This window comes from uncultured Alcanivorax sp., assembly GCF_947258575.1.
Taxonomy (GTDB): Bacteria; Pseudomonadota; Gammaproteobacteria; order Pseudomonadales; family Alcanivoracaceae; genus Alcanivorax.
Genome location: NZ_CAMYIV010000005.1, coordinates 141,334 through 158,851, shown reverse-complemented (window position 1 = coordinate 158,851; position 17,518 = coordinate 141,334). Strand labels below are relative to the sequence as shown.

Sequence of the window (17,518 nt, the reverse complement as noted above, 5' to 3'; positions counted from 1 at the left end):
ATATACACAAAAATAAACGCTTCGATATCGAAGCAGGTAGAAGGATGTTCGTAGCTTTTTCGGGGGAGTTAGGCTTTTTGCAGGGGGGAGCGCGGACGGGGAGGAGAATCAGTTCCGGGGCGAGTTCAGTCGTTCGGCACGTCGGCGGGTCAGTACCATCACTGGAATCAGCCCCAGCAGTACCAGGGTCAACGCCGGCGCAGCGGCTCGTTGCCACTCCCCCTCGGCGGTCAGCTCGTAAATGCGCACTGCCAGGGTGTCCCAGCCGAAGGGGCGCAGCAGCAGGGTAGCGGGCATTTCCTTCATTACATCGATGCCCACCAGTAACAGCGCCGTGAGCAGACCCGGCAGCATCATCGGCACATAGACCCGGCGCCCCACTTCCGCCGAGGATGCCCCCAGGGTACGAGCCGCCTCCACCAGGCTGGGGCGCACCTGCTGCAGGGCATTTTCCACCGGCCCGAAACCCACAGCCATAAAGCGCACCACGTAGGCCAGCAGCAACGCGGCCAGGGTGCTGACCAGTACGATGCCCAGCCCCAGATCCGCCAGCCAGCCCTCCACCGCGCTGAAGCTGATCATGATGCCCACTGCCAGCACCGAACCCGGCAAGGCGTATCCCAGGGTCGCCAATCGCACGGCCACGGAGACCGAGGGTGACGGCTGATGCCGCTTCACCCAGGCCAGCCAGCCGGCCAGTGTCAGCACCAGCACGGCAGCCATGGTGCCGAGCAGGAAGGTGCGCCAGATCAGGTTGAGGAAACGGGCATCCACCTGCATCAAGCCATTGTCGATAACCCAGTACAGCAGGCGACTGACCGGCAGCAGGAAGGCCAGAAACAGTACCGCAAAGGCAAACAGGGTGACGCCCCAGGCCAGCCGCGGGCGGCTGCGCAAGGTCTGGCGGCCGCCGATCTCACTGTAGCGGGCGCGGCTGCGGCCACGCCGCTCCAGCCACAGGGCCACCACCACGAACAGCAATAACAGGGAGGCGAGCTGGGCGGCGGCCTGCAGGTTGAACAGGCCATACCAGCTCTTGTAGATCGCCGTGGTAAAGGTATCGAAGTTGAAGATACTCACCGCGCCGAAGTCGGCCAGGGTTTCCATCAGTGCCAGCGCCAGACCCGCCGCGATGCCGGGGCGCGCCATCGGCAAGGCCACCCGGAAGAAGGCGGAAGAGGCCGTGTCGCCGAGGATACGGGCCTGTTCCAGCACCGCCCGCCCCTGGGCCTCGAAGGCCAGCCGGGCAAGCATGTAGACATAGGGATAGAGCACCAGGGACAGGGTGATCACCACCCACAGGGGATGACGGGCGCTGAAATCCAGGGCCGGCAGCCACTGGCGCAGGAAGGTCTGGACGGGGCCGGCGTAATCCAGCAGGTCCACCATCACGAAGGCCAGCACATAGGCGGGCATGGCCATGGGCAACAACAGCGCCCATTGCAGCCAGCGCCGCCCGGGGAATTCCAGGGTGGCCACACACCAGGCCAGGGAGACCCCGAGCAGCAGCACCCCGGCGGTGACCCCCACCATCAGGAACAGGGTGTTGCCCACCAGCCGCCACAGCACCGTGTCGAGCAGGTGCTGCCAGGTGGCCCACTGTTCCTGCTGCCAGGCGGCCAGCAGTACCACAATGGGCACCAGCACCAGCAAGGCCAGCAGCAGAACGCTGGCACCGCTGGCGGAAAGGGCTCCCCGTGTTCGCACCGGTTAGCGGTACCCGGCGCGATCCATCAGTTTGACGGCATCCACCTGCAGGGCGCCGGCCACACTGACGTTCAGATCATCCGATTTGAATTTCCCCCAGGAGGCCACTTCCTCGGCAGGCTCCACGGCGGCATTCACCGGGTATTCCATATTGCGGTCGGCCAGCAGTTTCTGGGCCTGCGGTTGGCTCATCCATTCCAGCAGGTCGCGGGCTTTTTGCGGGTGCGGCGCATGGCGGGTGATGCCGGCGCCGGAGATGTTCACGTGGACACCGCTGCTTTGCTGGTTGGCCCAGAACAGGGACAGGGGCAGCTGCGGATTGTCCTGCTTCATGCGGCCAAAGTAGTAGGTATTCACGATGCCCACATCACATTGCCCGGCGACGATGGCTTCCATCAGGGCGGTGTCGTTGGAAAACACGTCGGTGGCCAGATTCGCCACCCAGCCACGCACAATTTCCTCGGTTTTTTCTTCGCCAAGGCGCTTGATCATGGTTGCCACCAGGGACTGGTTGTAGACCTTCTTGGAGGTGCGCAGGCACAGACGGCCCTTCCATTCCGGTTCCGCCAGCGCTTCGTAGCTGGACAGTGCCGCCGGGTCCACCCGGTCTGTGGAATACACCAGGGTGCGGGCCCGCACGGTCAGGCCGAACCAGCGGTTTTCCGGGTCGGTCAGTTCCGTCGGCACGTTGGCAGACAGTACCGGAGACTCCAGCGGTTGCAGCAGGTCCTTGTCCGCCGCATTCCAGAGGTTGCCGGCGTCCACGGTGATCAGCATATCCGCTGGAGAGCGCTCACCTTCCGCCTGCAAACGGGCGGTCAGGGCGGCGGCGTTGTCGGTGATATAGCGGATTTTCACGCCGGTGGCTTCGGTATAGGCATCGAATACCGGCTTTATCAGATGGTCATTCCGCGAGGTATAGACCACCAGTTCTTCTTCGGCGGCGGGTTCGGAGCAGGCCCACAGCCCGGTAAGCATGACAGCGGCGGCGGCCAGAAACGCAACGGCTCGCATAGTAGAGGACTCCATCAAATGCACAAGGAAACAAGAATGATTCTTAATTGAGGCGCAAGTATGGCAGGATTTCATGCCAAGCTCTAGCCTGATTTGCGTGCCTTACAGACCCTGAGATTGCGGCCGTGCGCGCGCCGGCAAATCCGCACCGCGGCCCATGGCCTGGCTGGCAAAGAGTCGCTTGAGCGGCCCGCCCTGATTGACCCAGCGCATGCCTGTGTTGCGCAGCCAGCGCACCGGCAGGGCTCGCTGGCCAAACAAGTGCTGAAACCCGCGCATGGCATTCTGCATGATCAGGTTCTCACCGCGGCGCCGACGCTGATATCGGGCAAGGGCCGCACTGTCCGCACAGGAACGCCCGCTGCCAACGGCTCGCTCCACCTCTTCCGCCAGCACCGCCGCGTCCAGCAGGCCCAGGTTGACGCCCTGCCCCGCCAGCGGATGAATCACGTGGGCGGCATCGCCCACCAGCGCCAGGCCCGCCGCCACATAACTGCTGGCGTGGCGCTCCTGAATGGGAAAGACCGCCCGCTCGCTGAGCAAGGTGACGTCGCCGAGCGCATCGCCAACGGCCGCTTGCAGTTCGGCGGCAAACTCCGCCGGCGCCTGATCACGCAGCCCCGCAATTCGCTGCGGCCAGCCAGACCAGACAATGGAACACTGCCGCTGCTCACCCTGCTGCGGGTCACTGTAAAGCGGCAGCAGCGCCAACGGCCCGGATTCCATGAACACCTGGCGAGCGCAGGCATCATGGGGCAGCGCAGTAGAGATGGTGGCCACCAGGGCATGATGGCCACTGTCGCGGGCTCCGCCACTGATACCGGCCCAGTCCCGCACCCGGGAGCGGGCGCCATCGGCCCCCACCAGCAGAACCGCCTGCCAGCTCTGGTCCCCGGCGCGCACCTGCCAGCCACCCTGCTCACGGCGGGCGCTGTCCACCGCTGCATTGCAGCGCCAGTCCAGATTGGCAAAGTCCGCCGCCCGCCGGTACAGCGCCGCCGCCAGGTGACCGTTTTCCAATAGCCAGCCCAGGGACTGCGCGCCCACCTCTTCCGCACGGAACAGCACTTCGCCGGTGCCATCCTGATCCCACACCTGCATGGCGTCGTAGGGCTGCACCCGGCTCATGTCCAGATGCTCCCAGACGCCGCTGTTTTGCAGCAACCAGTAACTGGCCTCAGTGAGCGTGGACACCCGCAACTGGGCCGGACCGGAGGGCATCACCGGCGCCGGCGCCCCGTCCAGCACGGTCACATCCAGCCCCTGCTCCGCCAGCAACACCGCCAGCAAGCCCCCGGTCATACCACCGCCGACGATGACGATATGTTGGGAATCAGGCTGTTCTGTCATGGCCGCATTCTTCAAAGGTCGATGCTCGCTGTTGATATGTAGGAGCGCCGCTTGAGGCGCGAATGTCCACGATCTTTAACGCGTGCTGCTGCGTTTGCATTGTCAGCCCGCCTTTATCAAACGCCGAAGCAGCTGCAAGCTCTTCGCGCCTCAAGCGGCGTATTCGCTTCGCTCACGCCTCGGGCCGCACGGAACTACGTGCGTTACTCCGCTACACTCCGTTCCTACAGCAGCTCCGTAGCCTGGTTTTCGCTGTTAACTATTCACTATTAACTGTTAACTGCCTTTCAAAGCCCCATGGCCCGCCGCGCGAACCCCTGCCGCAGGCCGGGCAGAATATCCATGGCCACCAGCCCCAGCTGCCGGCTGTGAGCAAACAACGGTTGCTGGGCCCGGAACATTTCCGGCACCCAGCGCGAGGCCTGGCTGATCAGGGCCTGGTCCTGCTCCCGGCGCTGCACGTATTGCTGCAACAGGGACAGTTTTCCCGGTGCCGACGCGCCGCCCACGGTACATGCCAGCTGAACCAGATCGCGGACGGTCAGATTGAAACCCTGGCCTGCCACCGGGTGCAGGGTGTGGGCGGCATTGCCTACCACCACACCGAAGGGCACCGCCTGGGCACAGGCATGGGTGAGTATCAGCGGGTAACGCTGACGTTCGCCGATGCCGGTAATCCGGGGCGCCTCTGCCGGGCATTGCTGCTGCAACTGCTCCAGCAAAGCACCGGACTCCATTTCCATCCAGGCATCCACCTGATCACGGGGGCCGGTCCAGACCAGGCCAAAACGGCGGTCCGGCAGCGGCAACAGCGCCAACGGCCCATCGCTGAGAAAACGCTCGTAGGCAATACCCTGGTGGTCGCTGGCCAGTGACAGGTTGGCGATCATGGCATCGTGGCCGGTATCGCTGTCCCGGGCGCTCACTCCCAGCCATTCGCGGGTACGCGACTTGGCACCATCCGCAGCGATCAGCAACGGCGTGGTCAGGGTGCGGCCGGATTCCAGGGTGGCCTGATAACCGTCTTCGAGACGGCGAATGGCGCTGAGCCGTTCCGGTGCCAGCACCTGGATAGCGGCATCCGCATACAGGGCCCGCAACAACACAAAACCCAGCCAGCGGTTTTCCACCACCGCCCCCAGCGCCGGCACCCCTTCTTCGCTGGCGCGCAGGCGGGTGATGCCGAGTCGCGAGCGGCGAGATACGTGCACGGTATCGATAGCGGCGGAATGTTCACGAATGGCCTCGGCCAATCCCAACTCATCCAGTACCGACAGGGTGCCGGCGGACAGCGCGGTGCTGCGCGCATCGAAGCTGGGCGTCAGCGGCGGTTCATCGGGCAGGGTCAGAGGATGGCTTTCCACCAGCGTCACCGCCGACGCACCGTGATGCCGCAACAACAAGGCCAGCAACGCCCCGGCCATGCCACCGCCGACGATAAGAATGGGGTCTTGCCTCTGTTCCGTCATCCAGGTTTTCCCGAAACCATATAAGGGGTATCTGCAGGAGCGTATTAGCACCGGTTTTCGCTGTTAACTATTCACTATCAACTGTTAACAGCTTTTTTCATCACCGCTTCGATATCCGCTACTTCCTTCGGCACTTCATGGCTAAGCACATCACAGCCGTCTTTGGTCACCACCACATCATCCTCAATGCGGATACCGATGCCGCGCCACTGTTCGTCCACACTGTCGTCGTCCGGCGCCACATACAGCCCAGGCTCCACGGTCAGCGCCATGCCCGGCTCCAGTTGCCGCCACTGTTCCTGCACCCGGTAGTCGCCCACATCATGCACATCCAGCCCCAGCCAGTGACCGGTGCGATGCATGAAGAAGCGGCGGTAAGCTTCGGTTTCCACCACCTCGTTGAATTCACCTTTGAGCAGTCCCAGATCCAGCAGACCCTGGGTGAGGATATGCACCACTTTTTCGTGGGGGACATTCCAGTGATTGTCCGGATGGGTAGCCTCAATAGCCGCATGCTGGCTGGCCAGCACCAGTTCGTACAAGGCTTGCTGCGGTTTGCTGAAGGTACCGCTCACCGGGAAGGTACGAGTGATGTCCGAGGCATAGTTCTCCAGCTCGCAACCGGCATCCACTAGCACCAGGTCGCCGCTTTTCAGCTTCTGGCTGTTTTCGATGTAGTGGAGGATGCAGCCATTGGCACCGCCACCGACAATACTCGGGTAGGCGGGACTGCGTGAGCCGTTGCGCATGAATTCGTGGATGTATTCCGCTTCCAGCTGGTATTCCATCATGCCCGGTTTGACCGCCTGCATGGCGCGCACATGGGCACCTGCGGAAATGCTGGCAGCGCGGCGCATCAACTTGATTTCAGCGGCGCTCTTGAACAGGCGCATGTCGTGCAGATGGTGGGCCAGGGCAACGAACTCTCCGGGCGGCTGGGCACCGGAACGGACCCGCTCACGGATACTGTTAACCCAGCCCATCAGGCGACGGTCGAATTCCGCATCGTGGCCCAAGTCGTAATAGACCCGTTCACGGCCTTCGATCAGGCCCGGCAGGATCTCGTCGATATCACCAATGGGGAAGGCGTCGTCCGCATCAAAGTCTGCCACGGCACCATCCGGCCCAGCCCGGTAGCCGTTCCAGATTTCCATGGCCCGATCGCGTTCGCGGCAGAACAGCACATACTCGCCGTGCTCCCGGCCAGGCAGCAGCACCATGATCGCTTCTGGTTCGCCAAAACCGGTGAGGTACCAGAAATCGCTGTTCTGCCGGTAGGGGTATTCCACATCCCGATTACGGGTGCGTTCCGGGGCAGCCGGCAGGATGGCAATGCTGTTGGGCCCCATGATACCCATCAGCTCCTGGCGGCGACGATCGAATTCCTGACGGTTGATACTCAAGAGCTCTCCTTGGTAGTGGCAGCGATAACGGCGATTCTCAGTGCCGGGTAGGTGGCGTTTGCGGCGCTGGTGCCGGCTTGTCCTGGTTGCGCATGACCAGCTCAGTGTAAATCATCAGTGCTGCCATCCGGCAATGCTCCGCCACTTGCTCGAACATATCTTCCTGCTCGTCCCCGTCATCGTCCGGCGTGGCCACCTGACTGATCGCTGCCAGGTCGGACAAGGCTTCCTGGATACCCGGCGACAGGTCCTTGTCATGGGTGTTGGCCGATCCGGTACCGAACCCCACCAGAAAGCCTTCGCACCACTGGGCCACTGCCGCCACACGCAGGCCCAGCTCTTCTTCATCGCCGGGCAGCAACAACGCCAGATCGAGACCGGTACCCTGGAACCCTTCGTGAAGCTGATCACGCAATGAAAGCAGTGCCACCGAGAGAGCGCCGTCAAAGCCACCATCAATATCTGTATGGGCCGCCAGTACGCCCATCACTTCTTCATCGTGACCGCCATGGCCAGTGGCCAGCAGCCCCGCCATGACACCTTGCAGTTCACTGGGGGAATGGGCCACACCGGCGGCAGCCAGGCCCTGGGCCAGGGCTTCAAAATCAATCGGGTTGGACATGACTCTATCCGTTTTGCGGGAATGGGAAGGTTATCTCGGCTCCTGTCCGGACGCCGTAAAGGTTCTCAGGCAGCCCGTGAATAATGTGCGCTAAGTGGCTACCAGTATTGAATTTCGTTGACCCCTGCAAACCCCACACCTATAGTTGAAACAACCTGTAATCCGGGTGGGAATGCCATTGCCGGAAAATACCGGCAGGGTGAGGGCCAATAAACAGGCTCTACGGGAACGCCGGGCCGAGAAAGGTCCACACCTTAGGCGAACAGCGTACATTTTGCCATGACGACGGAACAACAACTACGGCAACTGGAAGCCCGCGTCGATGACCTGCTGCGCATCAGTGCGCGCCTGCGTCAGGAAAACCAGTCCTTGCATGAACGCGAGGCCAAGCTGGTGGAAGAACGGGCCCAACTGCTGAAAAAAAACGATGTGGCTCGCAACAAGGTCGAAGCCATTATTTCGCGTCTGAAATCCCTGGAGCAGGAGTCCTGAGCGTGACATCCTGCCTGACACTGATCCACAGCCAATGCGGTGCCCTCGGCCATGTCTAACGAAAACTCCCTGGTAATTCATCTACTGGACAAGGAGTATCGCGTCGCCTGCCCGGCCGGTGAGCAGGACAACCTGCTCGCCGCCGCCCGCTATCTGGACAAACAACTGCGTGAAGTCCGCGATGCCAATGTGATCGGCCTGGAACGCATTGCCATCATGACCGCCCTGAACATGAGCCACGAATTGCTCAACGCCCGCAAGGCGGTGTCCGAAGACTCCGAAAGCGAAGCCCGCGTCCAGGCCCTGCTCACTCGCCTGGAAGACGAAATCCAGGCCTTCGAAGACGCCCGCCGCAAGCTGTAGTCTCTTCCCTCCACGTTTCTACCCCCCCCCTGTAGGAGCGCGGCTTGAGGCGCGAACCGAGCCTTGGCGAGGAAAAGCCCCGACCAACACGCATTCCTTTCTGGAAAGACCTGTCGATCCCCGGCATCCCTGATCGCCCTGCGGGCGATTTCCACGCTGACGCGTGGTTCGTCCCCTGGAAGGGAACTCCTACAGCGACTCCGAGTAAAGGCCAACGAAATCCTTTCCCTGTCAAGTCCTGACCTGTCCCCGATACCACTGTTATACTGCACCCGAGTGCTTCCTGGCCCGTTCGCCAGAGGGTCATGTCCCCGAGCCGATAAAGTAATACCCGGGGGCAAATATTGCCCTGCCTGTGTGCATGTCCGCCTATTGAGCGGAAAGCCTGAAGGTGGGGTTGCTGCCTCCACCTTGAACCTGCGGTTCAAGGGTCAAACCCGCAGCGGCGGACCGGGAAGCACCCTTTATTTCTGCATTGGCCAGCCCATGACCGCAGCTACGCGGCGGCAACTGCGCCGCCAGTTCCGACAGCAACGCCGCTCCCTGACTCCTGGCCAGCGCCGCCGGGCCAGCCACCGTGTCGGAGCTCAGCTGGATCAGGCACTAGGCCATCGCCCGGCCCGCCATCTGGCGCTGTATCTGGCCAACGACGGCGAGCTCGATCTGCTACCCGGGCTCGACCACAACCGCTTCCAGCTTGCCACTACCTACCTGCCACGCCTGGACCCGATCCGCCGTGGCCACCTGCAGTTTCGCCTCTGGCAGCGGCACCACCCCATGCACCCCAACCATTACGGCATTGCCGAACCGGCACACCACTATCGGGGTCGGGCGTTGTGGGCACTGGACGTGATTCTGCTGCCGGCAGTGGCGTTTGACGCCTGCGGCTATCGGCTAGGCATGGGGGGAGGGTATTACGACCGCACGCTGGCAGAGCTGGCGCGCAGGCCAAGGCGACCCATACTGGTGGCGGTGGGTTATGACTTTCAAAAGGTTACGGAGGGAACGCTACCGGTAGCCCCGTGGGACCAACCGGTAGATCTGACTGTTACTACTGGATGTGACTGACAACAACGCCGGCGCTATCTGCGTAGCGTTGGTAATCGTTTTCGTTGCCGCCGTAGGTCAGGCTGCTGATCAGCACGCCCAAGCCGAATATCACAGCCAGTAGCACCAGGGCGTCCGGCTTCTTCTTCATTTTTCTATCCCCAAAAAGCGGTACAGCAATACTCAAAGCGACCCGAAAGTCGTAACAAGAGTGTCATCTTAAAGCTATTACAAAATGTAAAATGCCAACCGGGTCAAAATTTGATCATTTCGCAATGTAAAGTCAAGCACTTAGCCGGCTTTGCTGACGTTTCTTAACAAAAAGGCCCATTAACTGGCTAAAAACACCCGCTTTAAACGCAAATAGTGATTGTGCCAACTATTTCAATTCTGGCCTTCCAGCAAAGTCGCCATGGAGTGACCGAACCACCGCTATTTAGTTCAGTATTAGTCCAGAAACAGGCGGTAGGCCGGGTTGTCGCTTTCCTCGACCATGGGATAAGGCACCTTTTTGAGATCAGCAAGCAGTCGGGAATACTTCCCGGCCTCCACCTGAAAGCCCACCAACACCCGGCCATAGGCCGCGCCATGGTTACGGTAATGGAACAGGCTGATATTCCACTTCTCTCCCAGGGACTGGAGAAACTTCATCAGGGCACCGGGGCGTTCGGGAAATTCCACCCGGAACAGCCTTTCCTGCATATCCTGGCGTGGCGCATGCCCTCCTACCATATGGCGGATGTGCAACTTGGCCATTTCGTTGCCGCTCATATCCACCACTGGGTAACCACGCTCCTCCAGGTCTGCCATCAAGGCCTGAAGGGCTTCCCCGCCCGGTCGCAGCTGGATGCCCACAAAGATGTTGGCATCCCGGTCATCGCTGTAACGGTAGTTGAACTCGGTAATACCACGCCGACCCAGGGCCTGGCAGAAAGCACGAAACGCACCAGGGCGTTCGGGAATGGTCACCGCCAGAATAGCCTCGCGCTGTTCACCCAGCTCCGCCCGCTCTGACACATGGCGCAGACGGTCGAAATTCACATTGGCGCCACTCTGAATCGCCACCAGGGTCTGGTTTTCCACCTGGTGTTTGGCTACCCAGTTCTTCAGACCGGCCAGGGCCAACGCGCCGGCGGGCTCGCAGATGGCCCGGGTATCCTCGAAGGCATCCTTGATGGCCGCACAGATTTCATCGGTGGTGGCGGTAATCACTTCATCCACGTGGTGACGCAGGATCTTGAAGGTTTCCTTGCCAATCTGTTTCACCGCCACGCCATCGGCAAACAACCCCACCTCAGGCAGGATTGCACGGCGATTTTTCTCAAGCGCCACCTTCAGGCAGGCGGCATCTTCCGGTTCTACCGCGATGATTTTCACATCCGGGCGCACATATTTCACATAGGCCGCCACACCGGCGGCCAGCCCCCCGCCGCCCACAGGGATAAAGATGGCATCCAGGTCGCGACTTTGCTGACGGAGGATTTCCATACCGACCGTGCCCTGCCCGGCAATCACATCCGGATCGTCATAGGGGTGCACAAAGGTCAGGTTGTCACGCGCTTCCAGCTTGCGGGCATGAGCGAGAGCCTCATCGAAACTGTCGCCGTAGAGCACCGCCTTGCCACCATGATTGCGCACCGAGTTCACCTTGATGTCCGGCGTAGTGCGCGGCATCACGATGGTAGCCTTGATACCCATGGAACTGGCTGCCAGCGCCAGCCCCTGAGCATGGTTGCCGGCGGAGGCACAGATCACCCCGCGCTGAAGCTGCTCATCGTTGAGCTGACAAAGCTTGTTATAGGCGCCGCGCAGCTTGAAGGAAAACACCGGCTGCAGGTCTTCCCGCTTGAGCAACACCCGGTTGCCAATACGCTTGGAAATCAACGGCGCCGCATGGATGGGGGTTTCCACCGCCACGTCGTAGACGCGGGATTGCAGTATCCGTTTGACGTATTTATCCAGCATGGGGAGTTCCGGGTTGGTGTTTGGTGCGCAGAAGGGTCTAGTCTAGGGGCTGGCCGGGATAAATGCGATAGGTCGGGACTCTCCAGGGTCGAGTCATCGCCACGCCTGCCCTATAATTCCCGCACATTTCTTTTACCCGCACGACAGGACAATTTCATGGACCAGGATGCGCTGAAAAAACAGGTCGCCGAGGCGGCGCTCCGCTTTGTACCCGAGGGCGAAGTCATCGGCGTGGGGACCGGCTCCACCGCCAACTTCTTCATCGACGGCCTGGCCAGCCTGAAAGACCGCATCAAGGGTGCCGTGGCAAGCTCCGACGCCACCGCAGAACGACTCAAGAGTCACGGCATTCCGGTGTTGTCACTGAACGACGTGGACAGCTTGCCGGTGTATGTGGACGGCGCCGATGAAGTAAACGGCCATCGGGAAATGATCAAGGGCGGTGGCGGCGCACTGACTCGCGAAAAAATTGTCGCCGCTGTGGCCCGACAGTTTATCTGTATTGTTGATGGGTCCAAGCAAGTAAAACGGCTGGGGAAATTCCCGCTACCGGTGGAAGTGATCCCCATGGCGCGCTCCCATGTGGCTCGTAAACTGGTCGCTCTGGGTGGTCAGCCAGAGTACCGGGAAGACTTTGTTACCGACAACGGCAACATCATTCTCGACGTGCACAATCTGGATATTCTTAATCCCATCGAGATGGAAGAGAAAATCAATAATATTGTCGGCGTGGTTACCAATGGGCTGTTTGCCAAACGGCCTGCGGATGTGGTGCTGGTGGGCGAGAACGGCAGCGTCAATCAGTATTAAATTCTGTATTCCAAGCAATAAAAAAGGCCGCAAATTGCGGCCCTTTTTTTTCGCAAAGCGAATGACTTAATCCCAGAAGTTGAACCAGGCTTTTTCGCTGGCGTTCTCTTTGGCATTGGCATTCACATTTGCGTTAGCCTTGGCACCGTTGCCATTGACTTCGGCACTGGCATTAACATCGGCTTCAGCGTTGGCCTTGGCGGCTTCCTTCATGTCTTCAGCAGCTTCACGCTCTGCTTCCATGCGATCTTCTGCGGCTTCGCGCTCTGCTTCAGCACGCTCTTTGGCTGCTTCTTTTTTGGCTTCAGCCTCTTCCTTCATGGCTTCTTTCTTGGCCTTGGCTTCTTCTTTCTTTGCTTCAGCCTTCTCTTTGGCAGCTTCCTTGCGAGCCTTGGCCTCTTCCTTCATTTGTTCGGCTTTGGCTTTGCCTGCATCACGCTGATCACGGACAGACTGCTCGGTGGCTTTGGCATCCGCTTCGGCGTTAACAGCAGCGTTGATACCCGCGTTCAGGTCGGCTACTGCTACCTGACTCATCATTGCGGCACCGGCGGTCATCGCCAGCATCCATTTCTTATCCATGCTTTGTCTCCTTGAAACAACAATCAAAAGGCATATTGCCAATATGTGACGCTACCATCGGGAAATTTGCGTCACAGCTCAAGTAACAAAGCGTAAAATCGATAATCAGTCGAGATATTGATCGATAATCGCGAAAATTTTCCGGCGAAACCCCTCATCCTCGTTAACCAGCTGATGGCGCGCTCCTGGCAGCATATGAATATGCGGATCCTGGAATTTTTCCTGAATTACCTTCAAGTTATAACGCCAGTCGACGGTTTCATCCATGTCCCCCTGTATCACCACCGGCGACACCTTAATTCGTGATGCCTTCTCAAAACCCGGCAGCCATTTTTTCAGCGCGGATACCCATACCGCCGACATCCGGCGCGCCTGGAGCGGATCCTGATTTTCAAGAAAATCCAGAAAATCCGGGTCATTGGAGTTGATGGTGAAAACCCGTTTGATACTGCGAGCAAAGGGACGGATAAACGTATGTAGCCAGCGCGCCGACGACCACTTGAACGGCCGTACCAGTGGCGCCAGCAGGATCACATGCTCAAAGGGGTTGGCATCGCCGTCACCGCGACTTAACAGGTAGTCCATCACGATGGCGCCGCCAGTGCTCTGGGCGATTACATGCCAGGGCCCGGGAAAGTGGTTATCCGCCAGCGCCAGACATTGCTCGAGCACATCCCGGTAGGTACGAAAATCATCGATCACCGCCTGGGGGCCAGAACTGAGACCATGGCCGGGCAGGTCATACGCCAGCACCGCATAACCCAGCTCCAGCACATGACCAATGATATGGCGGTACAGGCCCACATGGTCAAAGTAGCCGTGGCAGACCAGCACGGTGCCGCGCGGCTCCCTAGGGCGCCAGGCATGCACCGACAGCTGGTGACCGGCCGCCTCGAAATAACCGAAGCCATGCTCCAGATCCGGCAGGCGCTCTGCGAAATTCAGGCCATAGTAGGCAACGTAGCGCCGGGTGGATTCACTGAGCGGATCAAACGCTTCCCAGTTGAGGGGCTGCCACTGCTGAACAATATGCTCACGGTCGAAAGGATTTGCCATAGCCGGTAAGAGGTCTCCACGGTTTACTCACGGCGGCTTCTGATAATACGGCGCCAGGAGGACGCACACCATGCACCTGACCGCCGATACTCTCAAGGACCTGCCACGCCAACAACGGGTCAACCTGATCAACAGCCTGTCCGGCTTCAAGAGCGCAAACCTGCTGGGCACCCGCGCCAGTAATGGCCAGGAGAACCTGTCCATTGTCAGCTCCTGCTTCCATCTGGGCGCCGACCCGGCCCTGATCGGCATGATCATTCGCCCCCACTCCGTGGACCGGCACAGCCTGGAGTACCTGATGGAAACCGGCTTCTATACGCTCAACCAGGTGCATGGCGATATGGTGCCTGCCGCCCACCAGACCGCCGCACGCTACCCGCGCGAGGTGTCCGAGTTCACGGCCACCGGTCTGACGCCGGCTTACCTGCCTGATTTCCCGGCACCGTTTGTGGAGCAGGCACGCATCCGCCTGGGCATGGTGCTGCTGGAAACCCACACCCTGCAGATCAACGACACCGTGATGGTGATTGGCGCCATCGAACATATCCAGTTGCCCGGCTATGCCCTGGGCAGTGACGGTTATGTGGATATTGAGAAGGCAGGGACTGTGGCCCTTTCCGGCCTGGACAGCTATCACCTGACCCACCGTCAGGCACGCTGGAGCTACCCTAAACCGGACCAGCCCCTGACTCACCTTGAGCCAGTTAACCCGGTCAACGATCAGGGTTAGCCTGCCAAGGGAAACTATTGCACCCTGGCGGGGACTAATTCATTCAAGACGACTCAATACCGCGTCATCGAGAAGGACCCGATATGCAACCACTCAAACTTTCCCTGCTGGCAGGCGCCGCCATGGCTCTGGCCGCCTGTAGCAACCATCCCGCAGGAACCACTGCCATGGTAACCACCGAGCAACTGCAGGGCAGCGCCTGGCAAGTCAACACCGTCAATGGTTCCGAGGTGGGCGACGCGCTGGTTACCCTTAACTTCCACGAACCCGGTCGACTGGCTGGCAAAGCCGCCTGCAACAATTACATGGCCAGCTATACGCTGGAGGATGACAGTTTCACGGTGAAGACCGGTGGCGTCACCATGATGGCCTGCCCACAGCCGCTGATGAAACTGGAGCAGCAGTTTCTGGATGCCCTGGAAGGAGTGAACCAGGCCGATCTCAGTGAGGACGGGCAACTGATCCTCAGCGGCGCTGACGATGTCAGGATCCAAGCCTCCCGTCAGAAATAACCGCGCCAGACACAACAAGGCCCCGCATTGCGGGGCCTTGTTGTGATACCGGTGCTGTTTTGCCGCACTGGATTACTTGACGCGCGGATCCAGCTCGCCGGCTTCGTAGCGCATGAACATGCTTTCCAGGCTGATCGGCTTGATCTTGTCCGCATTGCCGGCGGTGCCAAAGGCCTCGTAACGGTCAATACAGATATCACGCATGGCGGTGATGGATTCTTTCAGGTACTTGCGCGGGTCGAATTCGGCCGGGTTATGGGCCAGGAAACGACGAATCGCACCGGTGGACGCCAGGCGCAGATCGGTATCGATGTTCACCTTGCGCACGCCGTGTTTGATGCCTTCCTGAATCTCTTCCACCGGCACCCCGTAGGTCTCCGCGATCTCGCCACCGTACTCGTTGATGATGGCCAGCCAGTCCTGCGGTACGGAGGAAGAACCGTGCATTACCAGGTGAGTATCCGGGATGCGCTTGTGGATCGCCTTGATCTGCTCGATGGCCAAAATGTCACCGGTGGGCGGACGGGTGAACTTGTAGGCACCGTGGCTGGTGCCGATAGCGATCGCCAGGGCATCCACCTTGGTTTGCTTGACGAAGTCCGCCGCCTCTTCCGGATCGGTGAGCATCTGATCGTGGCTCAGGGTCCCTTCGGCACCAATACCATCTTCTTCACCGGCCTGGCCGGTTTCCAGGGAGCCAAGACAACCCAGCTCGCCTTCCACGGAGACGCCACAGGCGTGGGCCATGGCCACCGCTTCCTGGGTCACGCGCACGTTGTAGTCGTAATCCATCGGCGTCTTGCCATCTTCACCCAGAGAACCGTCCATCATCACCGAGGAGAAGCCCAGCTGGATGGAACGCTGACACACGGAGGGGCTGGTGCCGTGATCCTGGTGCATCACCACCGGGATATGCGGAAACTCTTCGGTGGCCGCCAGAATCAGATGACGCAGGAAAGGGGCACCGGCATATTTCCGGGCGCCGGCGGAGGCCTGCACAATCACCGGGGAATTGGTCTGGTCCGCGGCTTCCATGATGGCGCGCATCTGTTCCACGTTATTGACGTTAAAGGCCGGTACGCCATAGCCATATTCGGCGGCGTGATCCAGCAACTGTCGCATGCTTACGAGTGCCATTGTGTTTCCCCTTCGGTTCCGTGGGCAGCGATGCTGCCCGTTTCCTGTTCAGTCATTGCAAAGACCGCCGCAGCGACCTTTTCTTCAGTCTTTCGCCCGCGCTTCCAGCATGGCTACCGCCGGCAACACCTTGCCTTCCACGAATTCCAGAAAGGCACCGCCACCGGTTGAGATGTAGCTGATGCGATCGGTAATACCGTACTTGTCCACCGCTGCCAGAGTGTCACCGCCACCAGCAATGGAGAAGGCATCAGAGTCGGCAATGGCTTCTGCCATTTCCTTGGTGCCCTCGCCAAACTGGTCAAACTCGAACACACCCAGCGGGCCATTCCAGATAATGGTCTTGGCTTCCTTCATCAGCGCCGCGACGATGTGGGCAGTCTGCGGGCCAATATCCAGAATCAAGTCATCGTCGGCCACCTCTGCCACCTTCTTGGCAGTCGCTTCAGCGGATTCGGCAAATTCCTTGGCGGTAACCACATCCACCGGGATCGGGATATGGACCTTGTCGGCAATTTTCTGCGCCGCCGGAATCAGGTCTTTCTCATAAAGGGATTTGCCTACCGGGTGGCCGGCCGCCGCCAGGAAGGTGTTGGCGATACCGCCGCCCACTACCAACTGATCGACCACATCGGACAGGGATTCCAGCACTTCCAGTTTGGTGGACACCTTGGAGCCCCCAACAATCGCCACCAGCGGTTTTTCCGGTGCGTTCAGCGCCTTGCCCAGGGCATCCAGCTCATTGGCCAGCAGCGGCCCGGCACAGGCTACCGGAGCAAACTTGCCCACACCATGGGTAGACGCCTGGGCCCGGTGAGCGGTACCAAACGCGTCCATGACATAGATATCACACAGGGCAGCCATCTTTTGTGACAGTGCCTCGTCGTCTTTTTTCTCGCCCTTGTTAAAGCGCACGTTCTCGCACAACACCACCTGGCCTTCTGCCACATCCACGCCGTCCAGCCACTCTTTTACCAGCGGCACGTCGCAATCCAGCAGCTTGCCCAGATGATCGGCCACCGGCTGCAGGGAAAATTCCTCGGCATACTCGCCTTCGGTGGGGCGGCCCAGATGGGACATGAGCATTACCCTCGCACCAGCCTTGAGAGCGTGCTCGATGGTGGGCAGGGAGGCGCGGATACGCGCGTCGCTGGTGACCTTGCCGTCTTTCACCGGCACATTCAGGTCTTCACGGATAAGAACACGCTTGCCTGCCAGATCCAGGTCGGTCATGCGTTTGAAGTTCATGTCGTACTTAC

Annotated in this window: 18 protein-coding genes and 1 other RNA gene; 7 read left to right on the top strand and 12 right to left on the bottom strand. The window is 60.2% G+C overall.

Annotation, left to right across the window (positions count from 1 at the left end; translation table 11 throughout):
- Nucleotides 1–108 precede the first annotated feature (108 nt).
- From Q0Y02_RS05780 to Q0Y02_RS05755, 6 genes are all read right to left on the bottom strand, one after another.
- On the bottom strand, nt 109–1,707 hold the full coding sequence (locus Q0Y02_RS05780; RefSeq protein WP_297765656.1) for an iron ABC transporter permease: 1,599 nt from the start codon (nt 1,705–1,707) through the stop codon (nt 109–111).
- A 3-nt stretch (nt 1,708–1,710) separates the two neighbouring features.
- On the bottom strand, nt 1,711–2,721 hold the full coding sequence (locus tag Q0Y02_RS05775) for an extracellular solute-binding protein (RefSeq protein WP_297765653.1): 1,011 nt from the start codon (nt 2,719–2,721) through the stop codon (nt 1,711–1,713).
- A gap of 102 nt (nt 2,722–2,823) precedes the next feature.
- Nucleotides 2,824–4,071 carry an FAD-dependent monooxygenase gene (locus Q0Y02_RS05770; RefSeq protein WP_297765650.1) on the bottom strand — a complete coding sequence of 416 codons (1,248 nt, stop codon included), beginning with the start codon at nt 4,069–4,071 and terminating at the stop codon, nt 2,824–2,826.
- 287 nt (nt 4,072–4,358) lie between these two features.
- Nucleotides 4,359–5,540, bottom strand: coding sequence for an FAD-dependent monooxygenase (locus Q0Y02_RS05765; protein ID WP_297765647.1), 1,182 nt, complete (start codon nt 5,538–5,540; stop codon nt 4,359–4,361).
- Nucleotides 5,541–5,617: 77 nt separating this feature from the next.
- Nucleotides 5,618–6,943 carry a Xaa-Pro aminopeptidase gene (gene pepP / locus Q0Y02_RS05760; RefSeq protein WP_297765644.1) on the bottom strand — a complete coding sequence of 442 codons (1,326 nt, stop codon included), beginning with the start codon at nt 6,941–6,943 and terminating at the stop codon, nt 5,618–5,620.
- Nucleotides 6,944–6,980: 37 nt separating this feature from the next.
- Nucleotides 6,981–7,565, bottom strand: a complete 585-nt coding sequence (locus Q0Y02_RS05755) for a UPF0149 family protein (RefSeq protein WP_272962542.1) — start codon at nt 7,563–7,565, stop codon at nt 6,981–6,983.
- Between the two features lie 279 nt (nt 7,566–7,844).
- On the opposite strand from Q0Y02_RS05755, the gene Q0Y02_RS05750 reads away from it, so the two are divergent.
- From Q0Y02_RS05750 to Q0Y02_RS05735, 4 genes are all read left to right on the top strand, one after another.
- On the top strand, nt 7,845–8,057 hold the full coding sequence (locus Q0Y02_RS05750) for a TIGR02449 family protein (protein WP_035246082.1): 213 nt from the start codon (nt 7,845–7,847) through the stop codon (nt 8,055–8,057).
- Nucleotides 8,058–8,108: 51 nt separating this feature from the next.
- On the top strand, nt 8,109–8,420 hold the full coding sequence (locus Q0Y02_RS05745; protein ID WP_035246081.1) for a cell division protein ZapA: 312 nt from the start codon (nt 8,109–8,111) through the stop codon (nt 8,418–8,420).
- 277 nt (nt 8,421–8,697) lie between these two features.
- A non-coding RNA gene (gene ssrS / locus Q0Y02_RS05740) (6S RNA) lies at nt 8,698–8,881 on the top strand.
- 25 nt (nt 8,882–8,906) lie between these two features.
- A complete protein-coding gene (locus Q0Y02_RS05735) occupies nt 8,907–9,488 on the top strand; it encodes a 5-formyltetrahydrofolate cyclo-ligase (protein WP_272962541.1) in 582 nt (193 codons plus the stop codon).
- On the opposite strand, the gene Q0Y02_RS05730 is transcribed toward Q0Y02_RS05735, so the two are convergent.
- Complete coding sequence (locus Q0Y02_RS05730; RefSeq protein ID WP_156964847.1) at nt 9,472–9,618, bottom strand: hypothetical protein; 147 nt, start codon at nt 9,616–9,618, stop codon at nt 9,472–9,474. The genes Q0Y02_RS05735 and Q0Y02_RS05730 overlap by 17 nt on opposite strands.
- Before the next feature lie 296 nt (nt 9,619–9,914).
- Entirely contained in the window at nt 9,915–11,432 is a 1,518-nt protein-coding gene (gene ilvA, locus Q0Y02_RS05725) for a threonine ammonia-lyase, biosynthetic (RefSeq protein ID WP_035246079.1), read from the bottom strand.
- Between the two features lie 156 nt (nt 11,433–11,588).
- On the opposite strand from ilvA, the gene rpiA reads away from it, so the two are divergent.
- On the top strand, nt 11,589–12,242 hold the full coding sequence (gene rpiA, locus Q0Y02_RS05720) for a ribose-5-phosphate isomerase RpiA (RefSeq protein WP_273010127.1): 654 nt from the start codon (nt 11,589–11,591) through the stop codon (nt 12,240–12,242).
- 66 nt (nt 12,243–12,308) lie between these two features.
- On the opposite strand, the gene Q0Y02_RS05715 is transcribed toward rpiA, so the two are convergent.
- Complete coding sequence (locus Q0Y02_RS05715) at nt 12,309–12,824, bottom strand: hypothetical protein (protein ID WP_297765630.1); 516 nt, start codon at nt 12,822–12,824, stop codon at nt 12,309–12,311.
- Between the two features lie 105 nt (nt 12,825–12,929).
- On the bottom strand, nt 12,930–13,880 hold the full coding sequence (locus tag Q0Y02_RS05710) for an alpha/beta hydrolase (protein ID WP_273010125.1): 951 nt from the start codon (nt 13,878–13,880) through the stop codon (nt 12,930–12,932).
- Nucleotides 13,881–13,950: 70 nt separating this feature from the next.
- On the opposite strand from Q0Y02_RS05710, the gene Q0Y02_RS05705 reads away from it, so the two are divergent.
- Nucleotides 13,951–14,610 carry a flavin reductase gene (locus Q0Y02_RS05705; RefSeq protein WP_297765625.1) on the top strand — a complete coding sequence of 220 codons (660 nt, stop codon included), beginning with the start codon at nt 13,951–13,953 and terminating at the stop codon, nt 14,608–14,610.
- Between the two features lie 83 nt (nt 14,611–14,693).
- The gene (locus Q0Y02_RS05700) at nt 14,694–15,122 is read left to right on the top strand and encodes an META domain-containing protein (RefSeq protein ID WP_297765621.1); all 429 of its coding nucleotides are present in this window, start codon (nt 14,694–14,696) and stop codon (nt 15,120–15,122) included.
- A gap of 72 nt (nt 15,123–15,194) precedes the next feature.
- Here the strand turns inward: Q0Y02_RS05700 and fba are convergent, their stop codons facing one another.
- A complete protein-coding gene (gene fba / locus Q0Y02_RS05695; RefSeq protein ID WP_035246071.1) occupies nt 15,195–16,259 on the bottom strand; it encodes a class II fructose-bisphosphate aldolase in 1,065 nt (354 codons plus the stop codon).
- Nucleotides 16,260–16,343: 84 nt separating this feature from the next.
- On the bottom strand, nt 16,344–17,507 hold the full coding sequence (locus Q0Y02_RS05690) for a phosphoglycerate kinase (RefSeq protein WP_272962538.1): 1,164 nt from the start codon (nt 17,505–17,507) through the stop codon (nt 16,344–16,346).
- Between the last annotated feature and the right edge of the window lie 11 nt (nt 17,508–17,518).